This is a genomic window from Achromobacter sp. MFA1 R4 (assembly GCF_900156745.1).
Classification (GTDB): domain Bacteria; phylum Pseudomonadota; class Gammaproteobacteria; order Burkholderiales; family Burkholderiaceae_B; genus Achromobacter.
This window is the reverse complement of record NZ_LT707065.1, coordinates 161,175-178,468: the sequence shown is the minus strand read 5'-3', so window position 1 is coordinate 178,468 and position 17,294 is coordinate 161,175. Positions and strand designations below refer to the sequence as shown.

Sequence of the window (17,294 nt, the reverse complement as noted above, 5' to 3'; positions counted from 1 at the left end):
GTAGGGTCCGTCCCCGGCGGGCCGCCTGCCCGCTCATTTGCGCGAAGTCGCCCGCCAGGACGTTGGGGCCGAGCATGCCGGGGCGCTCGCAGCGCGGGTCTGGTTGTTGGCCTGGTTCATGAATCAGCTACTCTTTCACCGGGCGTCGAGTACCGGGCTTGCCCAGGAGAACGGACTCGATCCCCACCCCATCGCAGACAGGAGCGCACAATGAATCGATCCAGTATCCCCGCCACATTGATCCCCGGCGACGGCATAGGACCCGAAGTGGTCGAGGCCACCGTACAGGTCCTAGATGCCTTGGGCGCCCCATTCGAGTGGGACGTCCAACAAGCCGGGATGGCTGGCGTCGCCGCGACGGGCGACCCGCTTCCCGACGCAACGCTCAACAGCATCCGGGAACGAAAGCTCGCGCTCAAGGGGCCGTTGACCACGCCGGTGGGGGGAGGGTTCCGGTCCGCCAACGTTCGCCTGCGCGAAGCGTTCCAGCTGTTCGCCAATGTCCGCCCGGTGCGCACCCTGGTGCCTGGGCGCTTCGAGAACATTGACCTGGTATTGGTCCGGGAAAACCTGAGCGGCTTCTATGTCGCGCACGAACACTACATCGCCGTCGGCTCGGATCCCAAGGCGGTCGCGGTATCCACCGGCGTGAACACCCGCGAAGGCAGCAAGCGCATCGCCCGCTTCGCGTTCGAGTACGCGCTCAAGCACGGCCGCAAAAAAATCACGGTCGTGCACAAGGCCAACGTGTTGAAGTTGCTCACGGGCATCTTTCTGGAAGCCGCCCGCGAAGTCGCCAAGGAGTACGAGGGGCGCGTGGAGATGGACGACATGATCGTCGACGCGTGCGCCATGCAGTTGGTGCTCAACCCGTGGCGTTTCGACATGCTCCTGTGCACCAACCTGTTCGGGGACATTCTGTCCGACCAGCTTGCCGGGCTGGTTGGCGGATTGGGCATGGCGCCGGGATCGAACTTCGGGACGGACGCGGCGATCTTCGAAGCGGTGCATGGCTCGGCCCCGGACATTGCCGGCAAAGGCATCGCCAACCCCATTTCGCTGATGTTGGCGTCCGCCATGATGCTCGATCACGTGGGCCTGGGTGATTTGGCCGAACGGCTGCGAACCGGCATCGACACCACGCTCAACGTCGATAACGTGCGCACCGGAGACCTCAAGGGTTCAGCCACCACGCGCGAGTTCGCAGCCGCCGTTTCCCGGCGCGTGGCGGCGTAAGGACTTCACCCCGCAAGTCGATGACGCCTGCAACCGCGCCAGCGGTTGCAGGCAGGGCGAACGTCCCTGATATCCATATCCGTTTTTCGACTATGCGGCGCTGTGCCGCATGTCTGCTGCCTTGGCGCGGGTCACGCCCGCGGGTTCATGAACTCATTGCGAATCGGTATTTCTTAGCGCGCATTGCGCGATCCTATCCTGCCTGCACGACAACTCGCCATTGAGGTGCAGAATGAGCAGGCAAGACAATACGGCGGCACGCAGCGCCCATCCGGCCATCGCGGACCTGGATATTCGGCCGCTATCCGTTTTCACCGGCGCGGAAATTCACGGCGTGGATTTGCGCGAACCGCTGACACCGGCCCTTGTGGCCGCGATCCGCGCGGCGCTCGATCGCTGGAAGGTCGTGTTCTTTCGCGACCAGCATATCGACCACGCGCAACACCTCGCCTTCGCGCGCCACTTCGGGCAGGCGACGAGCGCGCATCCCTACGACGCGAATCCGCCAGAAGGCTATCCCCAGATCCGCACGATCTCATCGGCCTCGACCACCGGCCGCCGCGGCGAGCGCTGGCATACCGACGTGACCGGCGTGGTGAACCCGCCGTCGGCCTCGATCCTGCGCGCGGGCGACCAGGTGCCTCCCTATGGCGGGGACACGCTCTTCACGAACCTGGTGGCGGCATACCAGCATTTGTCTCCCGCGCTGCAGGCGCTGGCCGACGGGCTGTGGGCGCGCCACCAGTTCGGCGGCTACAACGGCGATTTCGAAAACGAGACCGTGTATGCCCAGCGCGTGCGCGCCGAGCCGCGGGTGGCGGACCATCCCGTGGTGCGCGTGCTGCCGGAGACCGGCGAACGCGCCTTGTTCGTGAACCCAGGTTTCACGCGGCGCATCCTCGGCCTGGCGGAGGACGAGTCCCGGCATTTGCTCGCGTTGTTTTTTGAAGCCATCACGCGGCCCGAGTACGTCGCGCGCTTTCGCTGGGCCCCCGGCAGTATCGCGTTCTGGGACAACCGCGCCACCGCCCATCAGGGGCCTGGCGACTTTGCCTATCTCGACTGCGAACGCGTGCTGTATCGCATCACGCTCGCGGGGGAACCGCCGGTCGGGGTCGACGGCCGCGAGTCCGTCGCGGTGGCGGGCGGGCGCTTCGGCGCGTACGACGACACGTCCGCCCCGCCCTCGAACGATAGCGCCGCCGGACGCGGCGTGACTGAACTTGAATTGGCTTGAAGCAGGAGTGTCCGCATGAACCGCAAGACCCTATTCAAAAGCGGCCTGGGCGCCGTGTTCGCCCTTGCCGCCGGACTCGCGCTCTGGTCGGGGTCCGGCGCCGCGCCGGTGGCCGTCGAAGACGCGTCGCGTTACCCCAATCGTCCGGTGAAGATCATCGTTCCCGTCGCGGCCGGCGGCAGCGCCGACAAGCTGGCGCGCACGGTGGCCCAGCGCCTGGGTGAAAAATGGCAGCAAAGCGTGGTCGTCGAAAACCAGCCAGGCGCGAGCAGCGCCATCGGCAATGCCGCGGTGGCGCATGCCAAGCCCGATGGCTACACCTTGCTGTTGAGCGGCGACGCCTTGTCGCTCAATGCCCTGCAGAGTACGCGGGCCTATGATCCCGAGCGCGATCTCGTGGGCGTGACCAAGGCGGTGACGAACCCGCAACTGCTGGTCGTGCGTCCGGGCCTGGGCGTGAAGACGTTTCAGGAGTTCGCCGAACTCGTGCGGCGCCGGCCCGGCGAGATCACGCTGGCGCTGCCGGGGGGGACAGGCAGCCTGCAGCATCTCGCGGTGGAACTGCTCAACGAGCGCATCGGCGCCAAGACCAACCAGATCCCGTATCCGGGCGGCGGGCCGGCCTCGCTCGACGTGCTGGGCGGGCATGTCGACGCGATGCTGATCACGCTGGCCGCCGCGACCGAGAACGTGCGCAGCGGCAAGCTCGTGGCGCTGGCGGTGACGACGAGCTATCGCTCCAAGGCCTTGCCGGATGTGCCGACCTTGCAAGAGGCGGGGTTGAAGGACTACGAGGTCGAAAGCTGGCAGGGGCTATCCGCACCCGCTGGCACGCCCAAGGCCTTGATCGACCGCATCAATCGCGACGTGGTGGCGGTGTTGCGCGAGCCTGCCACCGCCAGCCTGCTGGAGAACCTGGGTTTCACGCTCGCCGCCACGCCGCCGCAGGATGTGGACCGCACCGTGTCCGAGGATATCGCCACGTATCGCCGGGTGCTGGCGGGCACCGGCGTCGCGTTGAAATAAAGCGGGTCAGCCGCCGGGGCGCCGAGTCGGCCCTGGCGTTCAAGCCGGCATGGCGGCCAGCAATTGGCGCGTATACGGATGCCCCGGCGCGTGCCACAGCGCGCGGGGCGTGCCCTGGTCCACGATGCGTCCAGCCTGCATGACCAGCACCCGGTCGCAGAAGTAGCGGACCACGGCCAGATCGTGCGAGATGAAGAGGTAGCTCAGGCCCAGCTCGGCCTTGAGATCCGACAGCAGATTGAGGATCTGCGCCTGCACCGACACGTCGAGCGCGGAAACGGGCTCATCGAGCACCAGCAGGCGAGGCCTGGCGATCAGGGCGCGGGCGATGCCGATGCGCTGGCGCTGCCCGCCCGAGAACTGATTCGGATAGCGGCGCGCCGCGTCCGCCGGCAATCCTACCTGCCGCAGCATCTGCTCGGTGCGGGCCGCGCGCTCGTGGCGGTCTCGCACCCCATGCGATTGCTGTACGGCGCCCAGGATGGCGCCCACGGTGTGACGCGGATTGAGCGAGGCGTACGGATCCTGGAACACCATCTGCACCTGTCGGCGCCAGGGCTTGAGCGCGCGTTCGGACAGGCGCAGCAGATCGGTGCCGTCGAATACGGCAGAACCGGCATGCGCCGGTGTGAGCCGCAAGAGCGTGCGCGAGAGCGTGGATTTGCCGCAGCCGGATTCGCCCACCAGGCCCAGGGTTTCGCCGGGCCAGATGTCCAGCGCCACGCCGTCGACCGCGGTCACGGCGCCGCCGCGGCCGGCGTAGCGCGTCTCCAGGTCGCGGACACTGAGCAGGGGCGCGGCGCCCGCCGGCGTCGACCGCTTGGCGAGCGCGGGCTCGGGACGCACCACCTCGAAGCGGCTTGCGACCCCGTTGGCGTCGCGCTGCACGCGAATCTCGGGCAGGCGCGCGTGCGCGTGGGCGGCGGACTCGCGCGCCGGCGCGTCCGCATGCAAGGACGCGGCGAGGAGCCCGCGCGTATAGGCGTGCGCCGGGGCGGCGTAAAGGCGCTCGACCGGGGCGCGCTCCACGGCGATGCCGTCATGCATCACGATGACCTCGTTGGCGCGCTCGCGCACCACGCCAAGATCGTGCGTGATCAGCAACAGCCCCATGCCCAGCTCTTCGCGCAGGGTGTCCAGGAGCGAGAGGATCTGCGCCTGCACGGTGACATCCAGCGCAGTCGTCGGCTCGTCGGCCACCAGCAGGCGCGGCCGGCATGCGATTGCCATGGCGATCATCACCCGCTGCCGCTGCCCGCCGGACAACTGGTGGGGGTAGTCGTGCAGCCGCTGCGAGGCGCGCGGAATGCGCACCCGTTCCAGCAGTTCCAGCACCCGTGCGTCCAGCGTGGCGCGCGGCAGGTCTTCGTGACAGCGGATGGCCTCGGCGACCTGCCGGCCGATGGTGTGCACCGGATTCAGCGAGGTCATGGGCTCCTGGAAGATCATCGCGATATCGCGCCCGCGCAGCTGTCGGAACGCCGTCTCGGGCAGGGCGGTGAGCTCCGTGCCGTCCAGGCGCACCGAGCCCGTCACCGAGGCGCCGGGCGCCAGCAAGCGCATGAGCGCGAGCGCGGTCGTGGACTTGCCGCATCCGGACTCGCCGACGATCGCCAGCGTGCGGCCCGCGGCCAGGTCCAGATCCAGGCCGCGCACGGCGTGATGCACGCCGCCCGGCACGGCAAAGCGGACCTGCAGATCGCGCACGGCAAGCAGGGGCGGGCCGGAAACGGCGTGGGAAGAAGGCTGGGTCGGCATGGGATTGTCACTCCTGGCGCGCGGCATCAGCGGGCCAGTCGGGGGTTGAAGGCATCGTTCGCGGCATCGCCCAGCAGATTGAGCGCGAGTACGGTGGCGACGATGGACAGGCCGGGCAGCGCGGCCAGATACCAGGCGGTGCGCAACATGTCGCGCGCGTCGCCGATCATGCTGCCCCACGACACGACGTTGGGATCGCCCAGGCTCATGAAAGACAGCGCCGATTCCATCAGGATGGCGTTGGCGACCAGCACGGAGGTGGTCACGATGATGGGCGGCAGGGCATTGGGCAGGATCTCCGCCAGCACGATGCGCGCGTGTCCATAGCCCTGCGCGCGCGCGGCCTGCACGAATTCGGCATGGACCAGCGACCGGAACTCCGCGCGCACGAGCCGGGCCACCACGGGCCAGGACGATACGCCGATCGCCAGCGCGATCACGGGCACCGAGGGTTGGGCGATCGCCACGAGCACGATCACCAGCAAGAAGGCGGGGATGGTCTGGAACAGCTCAGTGAGCCGCACCAGCACGCGGTCCGTCCAGCCGCCGTAGTAGCCAGCCGCCGCGCCGACGACCACCCCGATACCCAACGACAGCGCCGCGGCGGCAAGGCCCACCAGCAATGACACGCGCGCCCCGTGCGCCAGGCCGGCGGCGACGTCGCGCCCCATGGTGTCCGTGCCCAGCGGAAAGGCCGGGTCCTGACCGGGCCAGGCCAGCGGCGCACCGACCATGTCGAGCGGATCATTCGGGAACAGCCAGGGCGCGCTCAACGCCGCGCAGGTCACGATCGCGAGCAGCGCCAGTCCGGCCAGGGCCGCAGGATTCGTGAAGAAGCGGCCGAGCGCGGTAGCGCGCGGGGCTGGGGCGTGAGAAAACGTGGTGGTCGTCATGCGAATCGGGAAGTCAGGAGATGCGGCGCGTCAGCGGGTGCGCACGCGGGGATCGAGCGCGGCCTGGGCCAGGTCGACCACGATGTTCGCGATGATCACGAGCAGCGAAGAAAGAATGAGGATGCCCATCAGGACCACGTAGTCGCGCGCCATCACCGACTCGTATGCCAGCCGTCCCAGCCCAGGCCAGCTGAAGACCGTCTCGACCACGACCGCGCCGCCGAGCAGCGTGCCGAAGTTCAGGCCGGCGACGGTGAGCACGGGCATCAGCGCATTACGCAGCACATGGCGCAACGTGACCTGCAACGGCGCCACACCCTTGGCGCGCGCGGTGCGCACGAAATCCTGGCGGCTCACCTCCAGCATGGCCGCGCGCGTCAGGCGCGCGAAGATCGCGACGTAGAAGCCGGCGAGCGCCAGCGTCGGCAGCACCAGATGGCGCGCGACGTCCAGCAGGCGGGCGAGCCCGTGCGTGTCGGCGCCCAACGTGCCGACGCCGCCCGGCGGCAGCCAGCCAAGCTGCACCGAAAGCAGGATGATCGCCATGAGGCCCAGCCAGAAGCCGGGCGTCGAATACAGCAGCAACGCCGCGAGCGACAGCAGCCGGTCGGGCCAGCGCCCGACGAACGAGGCCATCACGGCGCCGAGCGCGATGCCCGCCAGCAGGGCCGTCCCAAGCGCCGCGCTCATGAGCAGGGCAGTGTTGCCGAGCCGGCTGGCGATCAGGTCCACGACCGGCGTGTTGTAGCGCGGAGAGAGTCCCAGATCGAGGCGGGCCAGATGGTGCAGATAGTTGCCCAGTTGCTGCAATACCGGCAGGTCGAGCCCGAATTGCTTGCGTGTGGCGGCCATGCTGTCGGCGGTGGCCGAACCGGATTCCGCGGCGATTACGTCAGCCGCGTCGCCGGGCACCGCCTGCATCAGGAAAAAGCTCAAGAGGATCACGCCCGCCACCGTGGGCAGTGCGTGCAGGATGGTGCGGGCGGCGGTGCGCGCGAGGGCGGGCAGGCGGGAGACGAGGGCGGAGATGAGAGGGGCGGGCATGGCGGTCTGCGACGAGGGATGGCCGATCGTAGGGGAGGGCAAGGCGCGCCGGCTACGAAGCAAAGCGCATATGCAAAGTCGAAATCCTTGGGCAACCCGGCCTCATATCCATAGTTGAAAGCCTTCTTTGCCGGCGCGCGCCGCGGCCCGCACCATGAGCGCACTTTCCGGCTGGCGACACGCCGCCTTTCTTTCTGATGAAGGTGAAGTCCACATGGCTCGACACAACTTCCAACACCGCTTCCAGCGAAAGGCCCGCCGTCATGCGCTGCGCGCCGGCGCCGCCCTTGGCCTGCTGGTGAGCATGGGCGTCGCTCACGCCGACGCCACGCAAGACAAGATCCGCGAGCGCGGCAAGGTGACCATCGGGGTGCTCGCCAACGGCGGCGTGTTCGGTTCGCTCGATCCGGCCACCCAGCAGTTGGTGGGCTGGAATCCCGAACTGGCGCGCAAGCTGGGCGAAGGCCTGGGCGTGCCCGTGGAGCTTGTGCAGGTGCAGACGCCGACCCGCGTGCAGTTCCTGATCTCCGGCAAGGTGGACCTGCTGATCGCCTCGATGGAACTCAACCCGGAGCGGGCAGAGATCCTGGGCTACGCACCCACGCCGTTCTACCGGGTGGGCGGCGCGGCAGCCACCCGCAAGAACAGCGGCGTGACCCGCTGGGAAGACCTGCGCGGCAAACCGGTGTGCGTGTCGCAGGGCTCCAGCTATGCCAAGCCGCTCGCTGCCGACTACGGCGCGGACGTGAAGGGCTACAAAACCTCGTCGGATTCCCTGCTCGCGCTCAAGGGCGGCCTGTGCGTGGCCGCGGTTCACGATTCCACGCTGATTCATCCGCTCTTGAAGAACAACGCCGAATGGGCCGACTTCCATGCGCCCATCGCGACGGATGTGCTGCCGGCGAACTCGGTGGTCTGGACGCGCAAGGGCGAGGCCGAGACCATCGCCGCGGTCGACAAGGTCATCCAGGACTGGCATCGCACCGGTTGGCTGATCCAGACGGAGAAGCGCCTGGGCATCACGCCACCGCAGCCGCTGTTGCAGGAGCTGCACGACAAGGCCGGGAAGGGGGGCGGAGCATGACGCAGCGCGCTACACGTCGTTCTCGCTGGGCCATCGCGTTGGCCGCCGCCGTCGCGCTGCCCGGCCTGGCCACGCAGGCCCGCGCCGACGCCACTCTCGACAAGGTGCGACAGCGCGGCAAGCTGGTCGTGGGCGTGGATGGCGCGAGCCCTCCGTTTGGCGTGCTGGACCCCGCCACGGGCAAGATCGGCGGATTTCAGGCGGAACTTGGCGCCGATATCGCTCGCCGCCTGGGCGTGGCACTGGAGACCGTCCCGGTTACGGCGTCCACGCGCGTGCAGTTCCTGCAGGCCGGCAAGGTCGATCTGCTGATCGCCAACATCCAGTGGACCCAGGAGCGCAGCGAGATCCTGAGCTACGCGCCCACGCCTTACAACCTGGTGGGCGGGGCGGCCATGGTGTCCAGAAAGAGCGGGATCAAGCGCTGGGAAGACCTGCGCGGCAAAGTGGCCTGCGTGTCGCAAGGCAGCAACTTCGCCAAGCCCCTGCAGGAAACCTACGGCGCGGTGGTCAAGGGGTTGCGCAACATTCCGGAGTCGTTGCTCGCGCTCAAGGGGGGAACCTGCGACGCCTCCGTGCATATCCAGCCTGCGCTCTACGAGACCCTGCATGGCAAGAGCGCGTCGGAGTGGACGGCATTCGAACTCGCCACGTCGGTCCCGCTGATTCCGTCTCCCACGGTGATCTGGACGCGCCGCGGCGAGGCCGACACGCGCGCCTTCGTCGATGGCGTGATCCGCGACTGGCATCGGACCGGCCGTCTGGTCGCGGAGGCCGAAAAGTGGAACGTCCCTGCCGATTACCTGCGGCAGTCGCAGCAACGGGCGCAACGCGGCGAGTTCGACGCCGCGCCGCCGGAGCCGGCGACGCGCTGAGTTCCCGCTTTCCGCTCGCCATCTCCAGGAGTCCTCATGACCGCCAGCCTGTTTCCCGCCTTGCTCTCGCCACGCGCCCGCGCCGCGGAAATCTCGCCCATCGCCGCCGCCAGCGCCCAGGCCGCGCGCCTGCGCGCCGAAGGCCGATCCATCGTCACGCTCACCGCCGGCGAACCCGATTTCGACACGCCGGCCGCGATCAAGCAGGCCGCCGTGGCCGCGTTGCAGGACGGCCAGACCAAGTACACCCCCACCGCGGGCACCTGGCCGCTGCGCGAGGCGATCGCGCGGGGCTACGAGGCGCGCCACGCTCTGCGTGTCGACGCGCGCGATGTGCTGGTCTCCAATGGCGGCAAGCAGGTGATCTACCTGGCCTTCAATGCCACGCTGGATGCCGGCGATGAGGTGATCGTGCCCGCGCCGTACTGGCCGACGTTCCCCGACAGCGTGCGCGTCAACGGCGGCACCCCTGTCATCGTGCCCACGCGGGCCGAGGACGGGTTCAAGATCACGCCGTCCGCGTTGCGCCAGGCGCTCACGCCCCGGACCCGCTGGCTGGTGTTGAACTCGCCCGCGAATCCCACCGGCGCGGTCTACCGCGCGGCCGAGCTCGCCGCGCTGGCCGCGGTCCTGCGCCAGCACCCCGACGTGCTGGTGCTGTGGGACGAGCTTTACGAAGAAGTATGGATCGGCGAGCCGCCCGCGCACTGGCTGGCCGTCGCGCCCGACTTCCAGGGGCGCACCTTGCTGGTGAACGGCGTCTCGAAGGCCTATGCGATGACGGGATGGCGCATCGGCTGGGGCACGGGGCCTACGGGCCTGATCGCCGCGCTCGAGGCCGTGCAGTCGCAAGTGTCGTCGGGCCCCAGCGCGATCGGGCAGGCCGCCGCGCTCGCGGCGCTCGAGGGCGCCGCGGACGGCTTTGTGCAAGAGGCGCGCGCCGCGTACGCGCGGCGGGCCCGCCTGATCGGGCAGGGCCTGTCCGCCGTGCCCGGGCTGCAGGTGCATGCTCCGGCAGGATCATTTTTTGCCTGGATCGGCGTCCAGGGCCTGATCGGCGCCATCCGTCCCGATGGCCGCGTCATCGACGACGACGGCGGCTTCGTGGATTGGCTGCTCGACGCCGAGGGCGTGGCGGTGGTGCGCGGCGCCGCCTACGGCCTGTCGCCTTACTTCCGTCTGTCGTTTGCCACCTCGGATGCTCAGCTTGAACTGGCCGTCGAGCGGATCGCGCGCGCCGTGAAGGCCTTGCGGGCTGCGCCCGCGGTGCGGAAGACGGCGAAGGAGACGGCATGACGCATAGCGTGCTTGATGGCTGGGTGGCGTTCGCCCGGCCGCTCGGCCTGAATTACGCCTTCGTCCTGGATGCCGGCGAACGCGCGGCGTTCGTGCACGGGTTGTGGGTCACGCTGCAACTGTGCGCGGCGTCGATCCCGGTGAGCCTGCTGTTCGGTGTGCTTATCGCGGCCGGACTGACCAGTGGACAAGCCTGGCTCACGCGGCCGCTCGCGGCCTTCGTGGAGCTCACGCGCAACACGCCCACGCTGGTTCAGCTTTACTGCGCGTTCCTCGTCCTCAATATGCTGATTTCGCAAAAGCTGGAGGGGGGAAACCCTATTACGCCCTTCATGTGGGTCGTGCTGGTGGTGTCCTTGCACAAGGCCGTGTTCCATGCCGAAGCGCTACGCGCAGGCATCGAGGCGGTGCCGGGCGTCACGCTTGAAGCGGCCCGCTCGCTGGCGTTCTCGCGCGCAGAGATCCTGTGGCGCGTGCAATTGCCCCTGGCGCTGCGTTTTGCCTTGCCCGCCCTCGTGAACAATCTGGTGGATCTGGTCAAGATGACGGCCATCGCATCGGCGATCGCCGTGGGCGACGTGACCTACGAGTCGATCATGATCTGGTCGCAGCGCGACAACGTGCTCGAGCTCTTGTTGTTGATCCTGCTGTACTTCGGCCTGCTGACCTGGCTGGTGAGCGTGGCCGGCCGCTGGCTCGAAAGCCGTCTGAGGATGCCCGGCTATGGCCAATGACACGACCCTCAAGCTGGGCCGCGCCGGGCAGGCGCCTGGCGCGTGGGCGCTGATGCGCGGCCTGTTGCGCGATCCTTGGGTCATCGTGCTGCTGTTGCTGGCCCTGCCGGCGTTGTACTGGCGGGTGTCCGGCACCACGCCGGTCGCCGTCGAAAGGCTCTGGTACTGGTGGCCGGCGTTGATGCGCGGGTTGGGCATGAATGTGCAGATCAGCCTGCTCGCCATGGCCATGGGCACCCTGCTCGGGCTGGTGGTGGGCGCGATCTCGCTCTCGCCGCTCGCGCCGCTGCGTGCGTCGACGCGCGCCTATGTGCTCGTGTTCCGCAATGCGCCGATCCTGGTGCTGGTGTACTTCACCACCTACGTGTTCCCGTTCGAGGTTCCGGTGGCACATTGGGTGCTGCCGTTTCCGGACTGGATCAAGGTGGTGATCGGGCTGGCGCTGCCGGCCTCGGCGAACGTGGCCGAGATCTTTCGCGGCGCGGTGCAGTCCATTCCGGCCGCGCAGTGGGAGGCGGCTCATTCGCTGGGCTTCGCCCGCACGCAGATCTTCCGCACGGTGATCCTGCCGCAATGCCTGCGCCGGATGCTGCCGCCCTGGATGAATCTCTACGCCAGCATCACGATGAGCACCGCGCTCGCTTCGCTGGTGGGCGTGCATGACCTGGTCGACACCGCCACGGTGGCAAGCAATACCGTGGCCCGGACCGACTTCACCATCCTTATTTATTTCACGCTGTTGGCGCTCTTTTTCGCCTACTGCTATCCCATTTCGCGCCTGACGCGCTACCTGGAGCGGCGCCATGCCCGACACTGATTCTCTGGTCCGCCTGTCCGACGTGCACCTGTCGTTCGGCGACACACCGGTCTTGAAAGGCATCGACATCAACGTGCGGCAGGGCGAGGCGGTGTCCATCATCGGCCCCTCGGGTTCCGGCAAGTCGACGATCCTGCGCTGCATCACGGGTTTGTTGCGCCCGCAACAGGGCGGGATTCATGTCGGCGACGTCGATGTGCAGGCGCTGCGCCGCGAACGCGACCTGATCGCGCTGCGCAAGCGGGTCGGCTTTGTTTTCCAGCAGTACAACCTGTTTCCGCACATGAGCGTGCTGGAGAACCTCGTCGCCGCGCCCATCAAGGTGGGCGGCGTGCCGCGCGGCGTGGCGCGGGACCGGGCACGGGCACTCCTGGCGCGTGTGCACATGGAACACAAGACCGATGCCTACCCCGACGAACTGTCCGGCGGGCAGCAGCAGCGCGTGGCCATCGCCCGCGCGCTGGCGCTAGAGCCCGAACTCATCCTGTTCGACGAAGTGACGTCGGCGCTGGATCCCGAGATGGTGGGTGAGGTGCTCACCGTGATCCGCGATCTCGTCGACGATGGCATGACTTGCGTACTTGTCACGCACGAGATGCGATTCGCCGAAGAGGTGAGCGACACCGTGTACTTCACCGAAGCCGGCCGCATCGTGGAGTCCGGCCGGCCGGACCAGCTCTTTGGCGCGCCGCGCAGCGAGCGCACGCGTGCCTTCCTGCAGCGCGCCGCCGGCGGGGCCCCGGCGCGGCGTCGCGCCGATCCGTTCGACGCATTGCTTTCCTTCGATCCCCTGCGGCTGGCGGTCTGACGGCCCGGTGCCGGCGCCCGCCATACGTTTCCACCAGGACCTCACATGACAGAGAACTTTCCCCGTACCGTGGCGCCCACGCACAGCGATGCGCGCATGAGCCACGATCCCGCTTCCCAGGGCGACGCCGATCTGCGCACGCGGTTGATCCATGCCGGTTCGCCGGCGCTGCGCGACGGCTCGGGTCCGGTCAACGTGCCGGTCGTACGCACCAGCACGGTCCGTTTCGCGGACAGCGCCGCCCAACATCGGCTGCAGGCGCAGCGCGGCGCCGGCGACCGGGTGGCGACTTACGGCCGCCATGGCCTGGATACCCATGCGGCGCTTGAATCCGCCATCACGACGCTCGAGGGCGGCTACCGCACGCTGCTGGCGCCGTCGGGGCTCTCGGCCATCACGCTCGTGTTCCTCGCCCTGCTCAAGCCCGGCGATCATGCGCTGGTGAGCGACAGCGTGTACGCGCCGGTGCGCAAGGTGGACCAGGTGCTGCTTGCGCGGCAGGGCATCACGGTGGAGTACTTCACGCCCGGCCGCGATGCGCTTGCCGGCGCGCTGCGGCCCCAGACGCGGCTGCTGTACCTGGAGTCGCCCGGATCCTTGCTCTACGAGGTGCTGGACCTGCCGGCGCTGGCGGCCCAGGCCCGCGAACGCGACGTGGTCGTGGCGGTCGACAATACCTGGGGCGCGGGCCTGTATCACCAGCCGCTCGCCCTGGGGGCGAACCTCTCGATCCAGGCGGCGACCAAGTACCTCGCCGGCCACTCCGATGTCATGATGGGCTCGGTCACGGCCGACAGCGCCGACCTGTTCGGCCGCATCGCGGCCACGCATGATGCGCTGGGACTGTCCGTGGGCGCGGACGACGCGTATCTCACCTTGCGCGGCATCCGCACGCTGGACGTGCGGCTCTCGCGCCATCAGGCCAATGCCACCGACGTGGCCCATTACCTGGCGCAGCATCCCGACGTCGCGCAGGTGTTCTATCCGCCGCTGCCTCAGGATCCGGGGCATGCGCTCTGGCGGCGCGATTTCAGCGGCGCCAATGGCCTGCTGACGTTTTCGTTCACGCAGCCCGATCCGCGTGCGGCGAGCGTGTTCGTGGATGCGCTGCGCTACTTTTCAATCGGCGCGTCGTGGGGCGGATACGAGAGCCTGGCGCTCGAGGCCGCGCCGCAGCGCCTGGCCGAGCACACGGGCTGGGCGGGCGGGCGCAGCGCGGTACGCCTGCACGTGGGCCTGGAGCACCCGGCCGACCTGATCGCCGACCTCGAGCAGGCGTTCGCGGCGGTGCGCGAGCGCCTGCGCCTGAGCGCCTGAACGCACGGGCCGACCCCGGCCCGGCGCTATATGCAAAGACGGCCCCGTCCTTAAGCCTCGCGCTCATGTAGACACGATTACTTCCTCTTTGTTTTTCATGGGCTTGCGTGCCTATCATGTGCCTGGTTCAGCAGCAGGAATCCAGGCATGTCTTCCATTTTGTCCATCGAATCCGTCCAGCTTTCGTTTCTCGCCCGGCAGGCCGGCGCGATACGCGAGTTCTATCGCCACATCCTCGGGCTGCACGAGGTAAGCAGCGCGGGAGGCGCCCGCCTCGCCTTCGCGCTGGGCAATGCCACGCTTTCGTTGTCGCCGGTGTCCACCCTGACGCCGGGCGTGAAGGCGGACTACCTGGCCTTGCGCACCGACGCCTTCGACGCCGTGCGCGACCGCCTGCACGCGGCCGGCCATCATCCCGTCTGTTCGGCGGCGGACGCGCCGCAGCGCGTGATGTACGTGAAGGACCCCAGCGGCAACCAGCTTGCCTTGCTGGGTTGACGCCGCCACCCCGGATGACCAGCCCATGAATTTCCAGCAATTGCGCTCCGTGCGCGAAGCGGTGCGCCGCGATTTCAACCTGACCGACGTTTCCGAAAGCCTCCACACCTCGCAGCCGGGCGTGAGCCGCCAGATCCGCGAACTCGAGGAGGAGGTCGGCGTCGACATCTTCGTGCGGTCGGGCAAGCGGCTGATCGGCCTGACCCCGCCGGGCGAACAGATCCTGCCGCTGGTGGAACAGATCCTGCAGGCGGCCGACAACATCCGTCAGGCCGGCGCGGAGTACGCCGGCGCGACCACCGGCGTGCTGTCCATCGCCGCCACGCACTCGCAGGCGCGCTATGCGCTGCCGCCGGTGATCAAGGAGTTTCGCGCGCGCTATCCGGAGGTCGTGCTGCATCTGCACCAGGGTTCGCCCAAACAGGTTTCCGAGATGCTGCTCGAAGGCGAGGCCGATATCGGCGTGGCGACCGAAGCCGTGGCCGACTATCCCGGCCTCGTGAATCTGCCTTGCTACCGCTGGACGCACAGCATCATCGTGCCGCCGCACCATCCGCTGGCCAACACGGTGGCGCCCACGCTATCGCAGCTTGCCGCCTATCCCATCATCACGTACGGCCACGGTTACACGGGGCGGGCTCATATCGACGAGGCGTTCGCCCGCGCGGGGATCACGCCGGACATCGTCATGACCGCGATGGACGCCGACGTGATCAAGACCTACGTCGAGCTGGAGATGGGGGTGGGCATCGTGGCCTCGGTGGCCTGGGATGCCGAGCGCGATACGCGCCTCACGGCCATCGACGCGCGTCATCTGTTCGAGATCAACCTCACCCGGCTTGCGGCGCGCCGCGGCGCCTGGCTGCGCGGCTACGCCTATCACTTCATCGAACTGTTCGTGCCCACGCTGACCCAGACCCTCGTCGAAAGCGCCCTGCGGGGCGAAGGGATAGGCGAGTAAGCGGGAATCCGGGCGCGCGCCTGTTGCACGGCGCGGGCCCGGTCCTGCCTGGCCTCAACGCCTGGCCGGCGGATCGAGATACACGTCGGCCAGGTTCGATTCCACGCCATCGGCGGTCAGCGAATGGTCGTGCACGCGCTGATTCGCGATCGTGATGAACTCGGGTTGGTAGAGATTGAGGTCGGGCACCTCGCGCGCCACGATCTGCTGGAATTCGGTAAAGAGCGCGACGCGCTTGGCGGGATCGTTCTCGACAGCCGCCGCTTCGAGCAGCGCATCGACCTTCGGGTTGTTGTAGTGCGTGCCGTTGGAGAAGGGAACGCCCTTGATGAAGTTCCTGGACCAGTACAGCCGCTGCACGCCGACCGTCGGATCGAAGAGATTGCTTGCACCGTTGGTCGTGAAAGCGAAGTCGCGATCGGTGTAGACGCGCTTGATGAAGGCCGACGCGTCCTGCGCGCGGACGTTCACGGCGATGCCCACGCGCCCCAGCGTCGTGCGCAGGTAGTCGGCCAGACGCGCGCCGTCGGCGCCGATGGGATTGAAATCCAGCGGCACCGAGAAGCGCACGTTGTTGGCGCCTCGCGGAAAGCCCGCTTCGTCGAGCAGGGCATTGGCGCGCTTCAGGTCGTAGGGGTAGGGGGTGGGCGTGGGATCGTTGTACGCCTTCAAGCCCGGCGCGATGGGCGAGTAGGCGACCTGGCCGACGCCATAGTTCACGACCTTCAGGATCACGTTGCGGTCGATCGCGTGCGCCACGGCCTGGCGCACCTTCTCGTTCTTGAAGTAGGGGTTGTCGAGGTTGAACTCGAGCCGGGTCACGTTGTAGGAGTAGCTGTTTCCCAGGGTCTCGAAGCGCAGGCTCGGCACCTTGCGCAGACGTTCCAGGTCCGCCAGCGGCACGGGCGTGCGGTAGCCGAGATCGGCGGTGCCCGTCTCGAAGGCGATCGCCGCGGCGGCGGGATCCGCGACCACGCGCACGATCAGCCGGTCGATGTAGGGCTTGGGCTTGTCCCAGTAATCGGGATTGCGCTCGTACACGATGTGGCTGCCCCGGACCCATTCCTTGAACTTGAACGGCCCCGTGCCGATCGGGGCGGCGGTGGCCGGGTTGGTGAGCGGGTCGGTGCCCTCGTACACGTGCCTTGGCACGATCGGCGTTTCGGTGGCCACGAACGCGCGGATCAGGTAGGGCGCGGGCTTGGACAGGCGCAGCACCACCGTATGGTCGTCGGGAGTCTCGATCGCGGTCACGTTGGCGAAGGTGTTGCGGCCGCGCGGGTGGATTCTCTTGAGCAGATTGAGCGAATACGCCACGTCGGCCGATGTGAAGGGTTTGCCGTCGTGCCAGCGCACGCCCTGGCGCAGCGTGAAGGTATAGACGGTCCCGTCCGGGCTGACGGTCCATGCGGTCGCCAGTTGCGGCTGTGGCGTCAGGTCGTAGTCGTACTTGAGCAGGCCTTCGGTGACCTTTGCGCTCACGCTCAGGATCGGCGTGGCGACGTTGCCCACGGTGACGAGCGCCGTTGGTTCCGAAGGCAGCAGCAAGGTCAGCGTGCCGCCTTGAGGCTTGGCCGATTCCTCGGCCAGGGCGGCGGCGGGCAGGGCGAGCGTCGCGGCGAGGGCCGTGGCGAGCGCGGCGGCAAGAAGGGTACGGCGAGAAAGTGTCATGGTGTGTAGGGGTGCGAAAGTCGGTAGGGAGACGCCGCC

General features: G+C 68.1%; 16 protein-coding genes. 12 read left to right on the top strand and 4 right to left on the bottom strand.

What is annotated here, in order from left to right; all coding sequences use genetic code 11:
- The first annotated feature begins 210 nt into the window (after nt 1–210).
- From BXA00_RS00735 to BXA00_RS00725, 3 genes are all read left to right on the top strand, one after another.
- Nucleotides 211–1,236 (top strand): isocitrate/isopropylmalate dehydrogenase family protein, encoded by a 1,026-nt coding sequence (locus BXA00_RS00735; RefSeq protein WP_076515360.1) that lies wholly within the window; start codon nt 211–213, stop codon nt 1,234–1,236.
- Between the two features lie 232 nt (nt 1,237–1,468).
- Nucleotides 1,469–2,473, top strand: coding sequence for a TauD/TfdA family dioxygenase (locus BXA00_RS00730; protein ID WP_076515357.1), 1,005 nt, complete (start codon nt 1,469–1,471; stop codon nt 2,471–2,473).
- Nucleotides 2,474–2,488: 15 nt separating this feature from the next.
- A complete protein-coding gene (locus tag BXA00_RS00725) occupies nt 2,489–3,499 on the top strand; it encodes a tripartite tricarboxylate transporter substrate binding protein (RefSeq protein ID WP_076515355.1) in 1,011 nt (336 codons plus the stop codon).
- 39 nt (nt 3,500–3,538) lie between these two features.
- Here the strand turns inward: BXA00_RS00725 and BXA00_RS00720 are convergent, their stop codons facing one another.
- Genes BXA00_RS00720 through BXA00_RS00710 form a run of 3 tightly spaced genes read right to left on the bottom strand, consistent with a single transcriptional unit; the run spans nt 3,539 to nt 7,194 of the window.
- Entirely contained in the window at nt 3,539–5,257 is a 1,719-nt protein-coding gene (locus BXA00_RS00720) for an ABC transporter ATP-binding protein (protein WP_076515353.1), read from the bottom strand.
- A 26-nt stretch (nt 5,258–5,283) separates the two neighbouring features.
- Entirely contained in the window at nt 5,284–6,150 is an 867-nt protein-coding gene (locus BXA00_RS00715) for an ABC transporter permease (RefSeq protein WP_076515351.1), read from the bottom strand.
- 30 nt (nt 6,151–6,180) lie between these two features.
- Nucleotides 6,181–7,194, bottom strand: a complete 1,014-nt coding sequence (locus BXA00_RS00710) for an ABC transporter permease (protein WP_083714123.1) — start codon at nt 7,192–7,194, stop codon at nt 6,181–6,183.
- 304 nt (nt 7,195–7,498) lie between these two features.
- On the opposite strand from BXA00_RS00710, the gene BXA00_RS00705 reads away from it, so the two are divergent.
- From BXA00_RS00705 to BXA00_RS00665, 9 genes are all read left to right on the top strand, one after another.
- Entirely contained in the window at nt 7,499–8,278 is a 780-nt protein-coding gene (locus tag BXA00_RS00705) for a transporter substrate-binding domain-containing protein (RefSeq protein ID WP_156902891.1), read from the top strand.
- Nucleotides 8,275–9,153, top strand: coding sequence for a transporter substrate-binding domain-containing protein (locus tag BXA00_RS00700; protein ID WP_076515349.1), 879 nt, complete (start codon nt 8,275–8,277; stop codon nt 9,151–9,153). Before BXA00_RS00705 ends, BXA00_RS00700 begins: the two co-directional genes overlap by 4 nt.
- 36 nt (nt 9,154–9,189) lie before the next feature.
- Nucleotides 9,190–10,449, top strand: coding sequence for an aminotransferase class I/II-fold pyridoxal phosphate-dependent enzyme (locus BXA00_RS00695; RefSeq protein ID WP_076515347.1), 1,260 nt, complete (start codon nt 9,190–9,192; stop codon nt 10,447–10,449).
- Entirely contained in the window at nt 10,446–11,183 is a 738-nt protein-coding gene (locus BXA00_RS00690; RefSeq protein WP_076515345.1) for an amino acid ABC transporter permease, read from the top strand. Before BXA00_RS00695 ends, BXA00_RS00690 begins: the two co-directional genes overlap by 4 nt.
- On the top strand, nt 11,173–12,000 hold the full coding sequence (locus tag BXA00_RS00685; RefSeq protein ID WP_076515344.1) for an amino acid ABC transporter permease: 828 nt from the start codon (nt 11,173–11,175) through the stop codon (nt 11,998–12,000). Before BXA00_RS00690 ends, BXA00_RS00685 begins: the two co-directional genes overlap by 11 nt.
- Nucleotides 11,987–12,808 carry an amino acid ABC transporter ATP-binding protein gene (locus BXA00_RS00680; protein WP_076515342.1) on the top strand — a complete coding sequence of 274 codons (822 nt, stop codon included), beginning with the start codon at nt 11,987–11,989 and terminating at the stop codon, nt 12,806–12,808. Before BXA00_RS00685 ends, BXA00_RS00680 begins: the two co-directional genes overlap by 14 nt.
- A 96-nt stretch (nt 12,809–12,904) precedes the next feature.
- Nucleotides 12,905–14,125 (top strand): cystathionine beta-lyase, encoded by a 1,221-nt coding sequence (gene metC / locus BXA00_RS00675; RefSeq protein WP_076521720.1) that lies wholly within the window; start codon nt 12,905–12,907, stop codon nt 14,123–14,125.
- Nucleotides 14,126–14,272: 147 nt separating this feature from the next.
- Nucleotides 14,273–14,623, top strand: a complete 351-nt coding sequence (locus tag BXA00_RS00670; protein ID WP_076515340.1) for a VOC family protein — start codon at nt 14,273–14,275, stop codon at nt 14,621–14,623.
- Nucleotides 14,624–14,648: 25 nt separating this feature from the next.
- Nucleotides 14,649–15,584, top strand: coding sequence for a CysB family HTH-type transcriptional regulator (locus BXA00_RS00665; RefSeq protein WP_076515338.1), 936 nt, complete (start codon nt 14,649–14,651; stop codon nt 15,582–15,584).
- 54 nt (nt 15,585–15,638) lie between these two features.
- Here the strand turns inward: BXA00_RS00665 and BXA00_RS00660 are convergent, their stop codons facing one another.
- A complete protein-coding gene (locus tag BXA00_RS00660; protein ID WP_076515336.1) occupies nt 15,639–17,255 on the bottom strand; it encodes an ABC transporter substrate-binding protein in 1,617 nt (538 codons plus the stop codon).
- Nucleotides 17,256–17,294 lie beyond the last annotated feature (39 nt).

Coding starts and splice junctions, on each gene's coding strand:
- BXA00_RS00735 (WP_076515360.1), top strand. CDS start 211: ATGAATCGATCCAGTATCCCCGCCACATTGATCCCCGGCGACGGCATA.
- BXA00_RS00730 (WP_076515357.1), top strand. CDS start 1,469: ATGAGCAGGCAAGACAATACGGCGGCACGCAGCGCCCATCCGGCCATC.
- BXA00_RS00725 (WP_076515355.1), top strand. CDS start 2,489: ATGAACCGCAAGACCCTATTCAAAAGCGGCCTGGGCGCCGTGTTCGCC.
- BXA00_RS00720 (WP_076515353.1), bottom strand. CDS start 5,257: ATGCCGACCCAGCCTTCTTCCCACGCCGTTTCCGGCCCGCCCCTGCTT.
- BXA00_RS00715 (WP_076515351.1), bottom strand. CDS start 6,150: ATGACGACCACCACGTTTTCTCACGCCCCAGCCCCGCGCGCTACCGCG.
- BXA00_RS00710 (WP_083714123.1), bottom strand. CDS start 7,194: ATGCCCGCCCCTCTCATCTCCGCCCTCGTCTCCCGCCTGCCCGCCCTC.
- BXA00_RS00705 (WP_156902891.1), top strand. CDS start 7,499: ATGGGCGTCGCTCACGCCGACGCCACGCAAGACAAGATCCGCGAGCGC.
- BXA00_RS00700 (WP_076515349.1), top strand. CDS start 8,275: ATGACGCAGCGCGCTACACGTCGTTCTCGCTGGGCCATCGCGTTGGCC.
- BXA00_RS00695 (WP_076515347.1), top strand. CDS start 9,190: ATGACCGCCAGCCTGTTTCCCGCCTTGCTCTCGCCACGCGCCCGCGCC.
- BXA00_RS00690 (WP_076515345.1), top strand. CDS start 10,446: ATGACGCATAGCGTGCTTGATGGCTGGGTGGCGTTCGCCCGGCCGCTC.
- BXA00_RS00685 (WP_076515344.1), top strand. CDS start 11,173: ATGGCCAATGACACGACCCTCAAGCTGGGCCGCGCCGGGCAGGCGCCT.
- BXA00_RS00680 (WP_076515342.1), top strand. CDS start 11,987: ATGCCCGACACTGATTCTCTGGTCCGCCTGTCCGACGTGCACCTGTCG.
- metC (WP_076521720.1), top strand. CDS start 12,905: ATGAGCCACGATCCCGCTTCCCAGGGCGACGCCGATCTGCGCACGCGG.
- BXA00_RS00670 (WP_076515340.1), top strand. CDS start 14,273: ATGTCTTCCATTTTGTCCATCGAATCCGTCCAGCTTTCGTTTCTCGCC.
- BXA00_RS00665 (WP_076515338.1), top strand. CDS start 14,649: ATGAATTTCCAGCAATTGCGCTCCGTGCGCGAAGCGGTGCGCCGCGAT.
- BXA00_RS00660 (WP_076515336.1), bottom strand. CDS start 17,255: ATGACACTTTCTCGCCGTACCCTTCTTGCCGCCGCGCTCGCCACGGCC.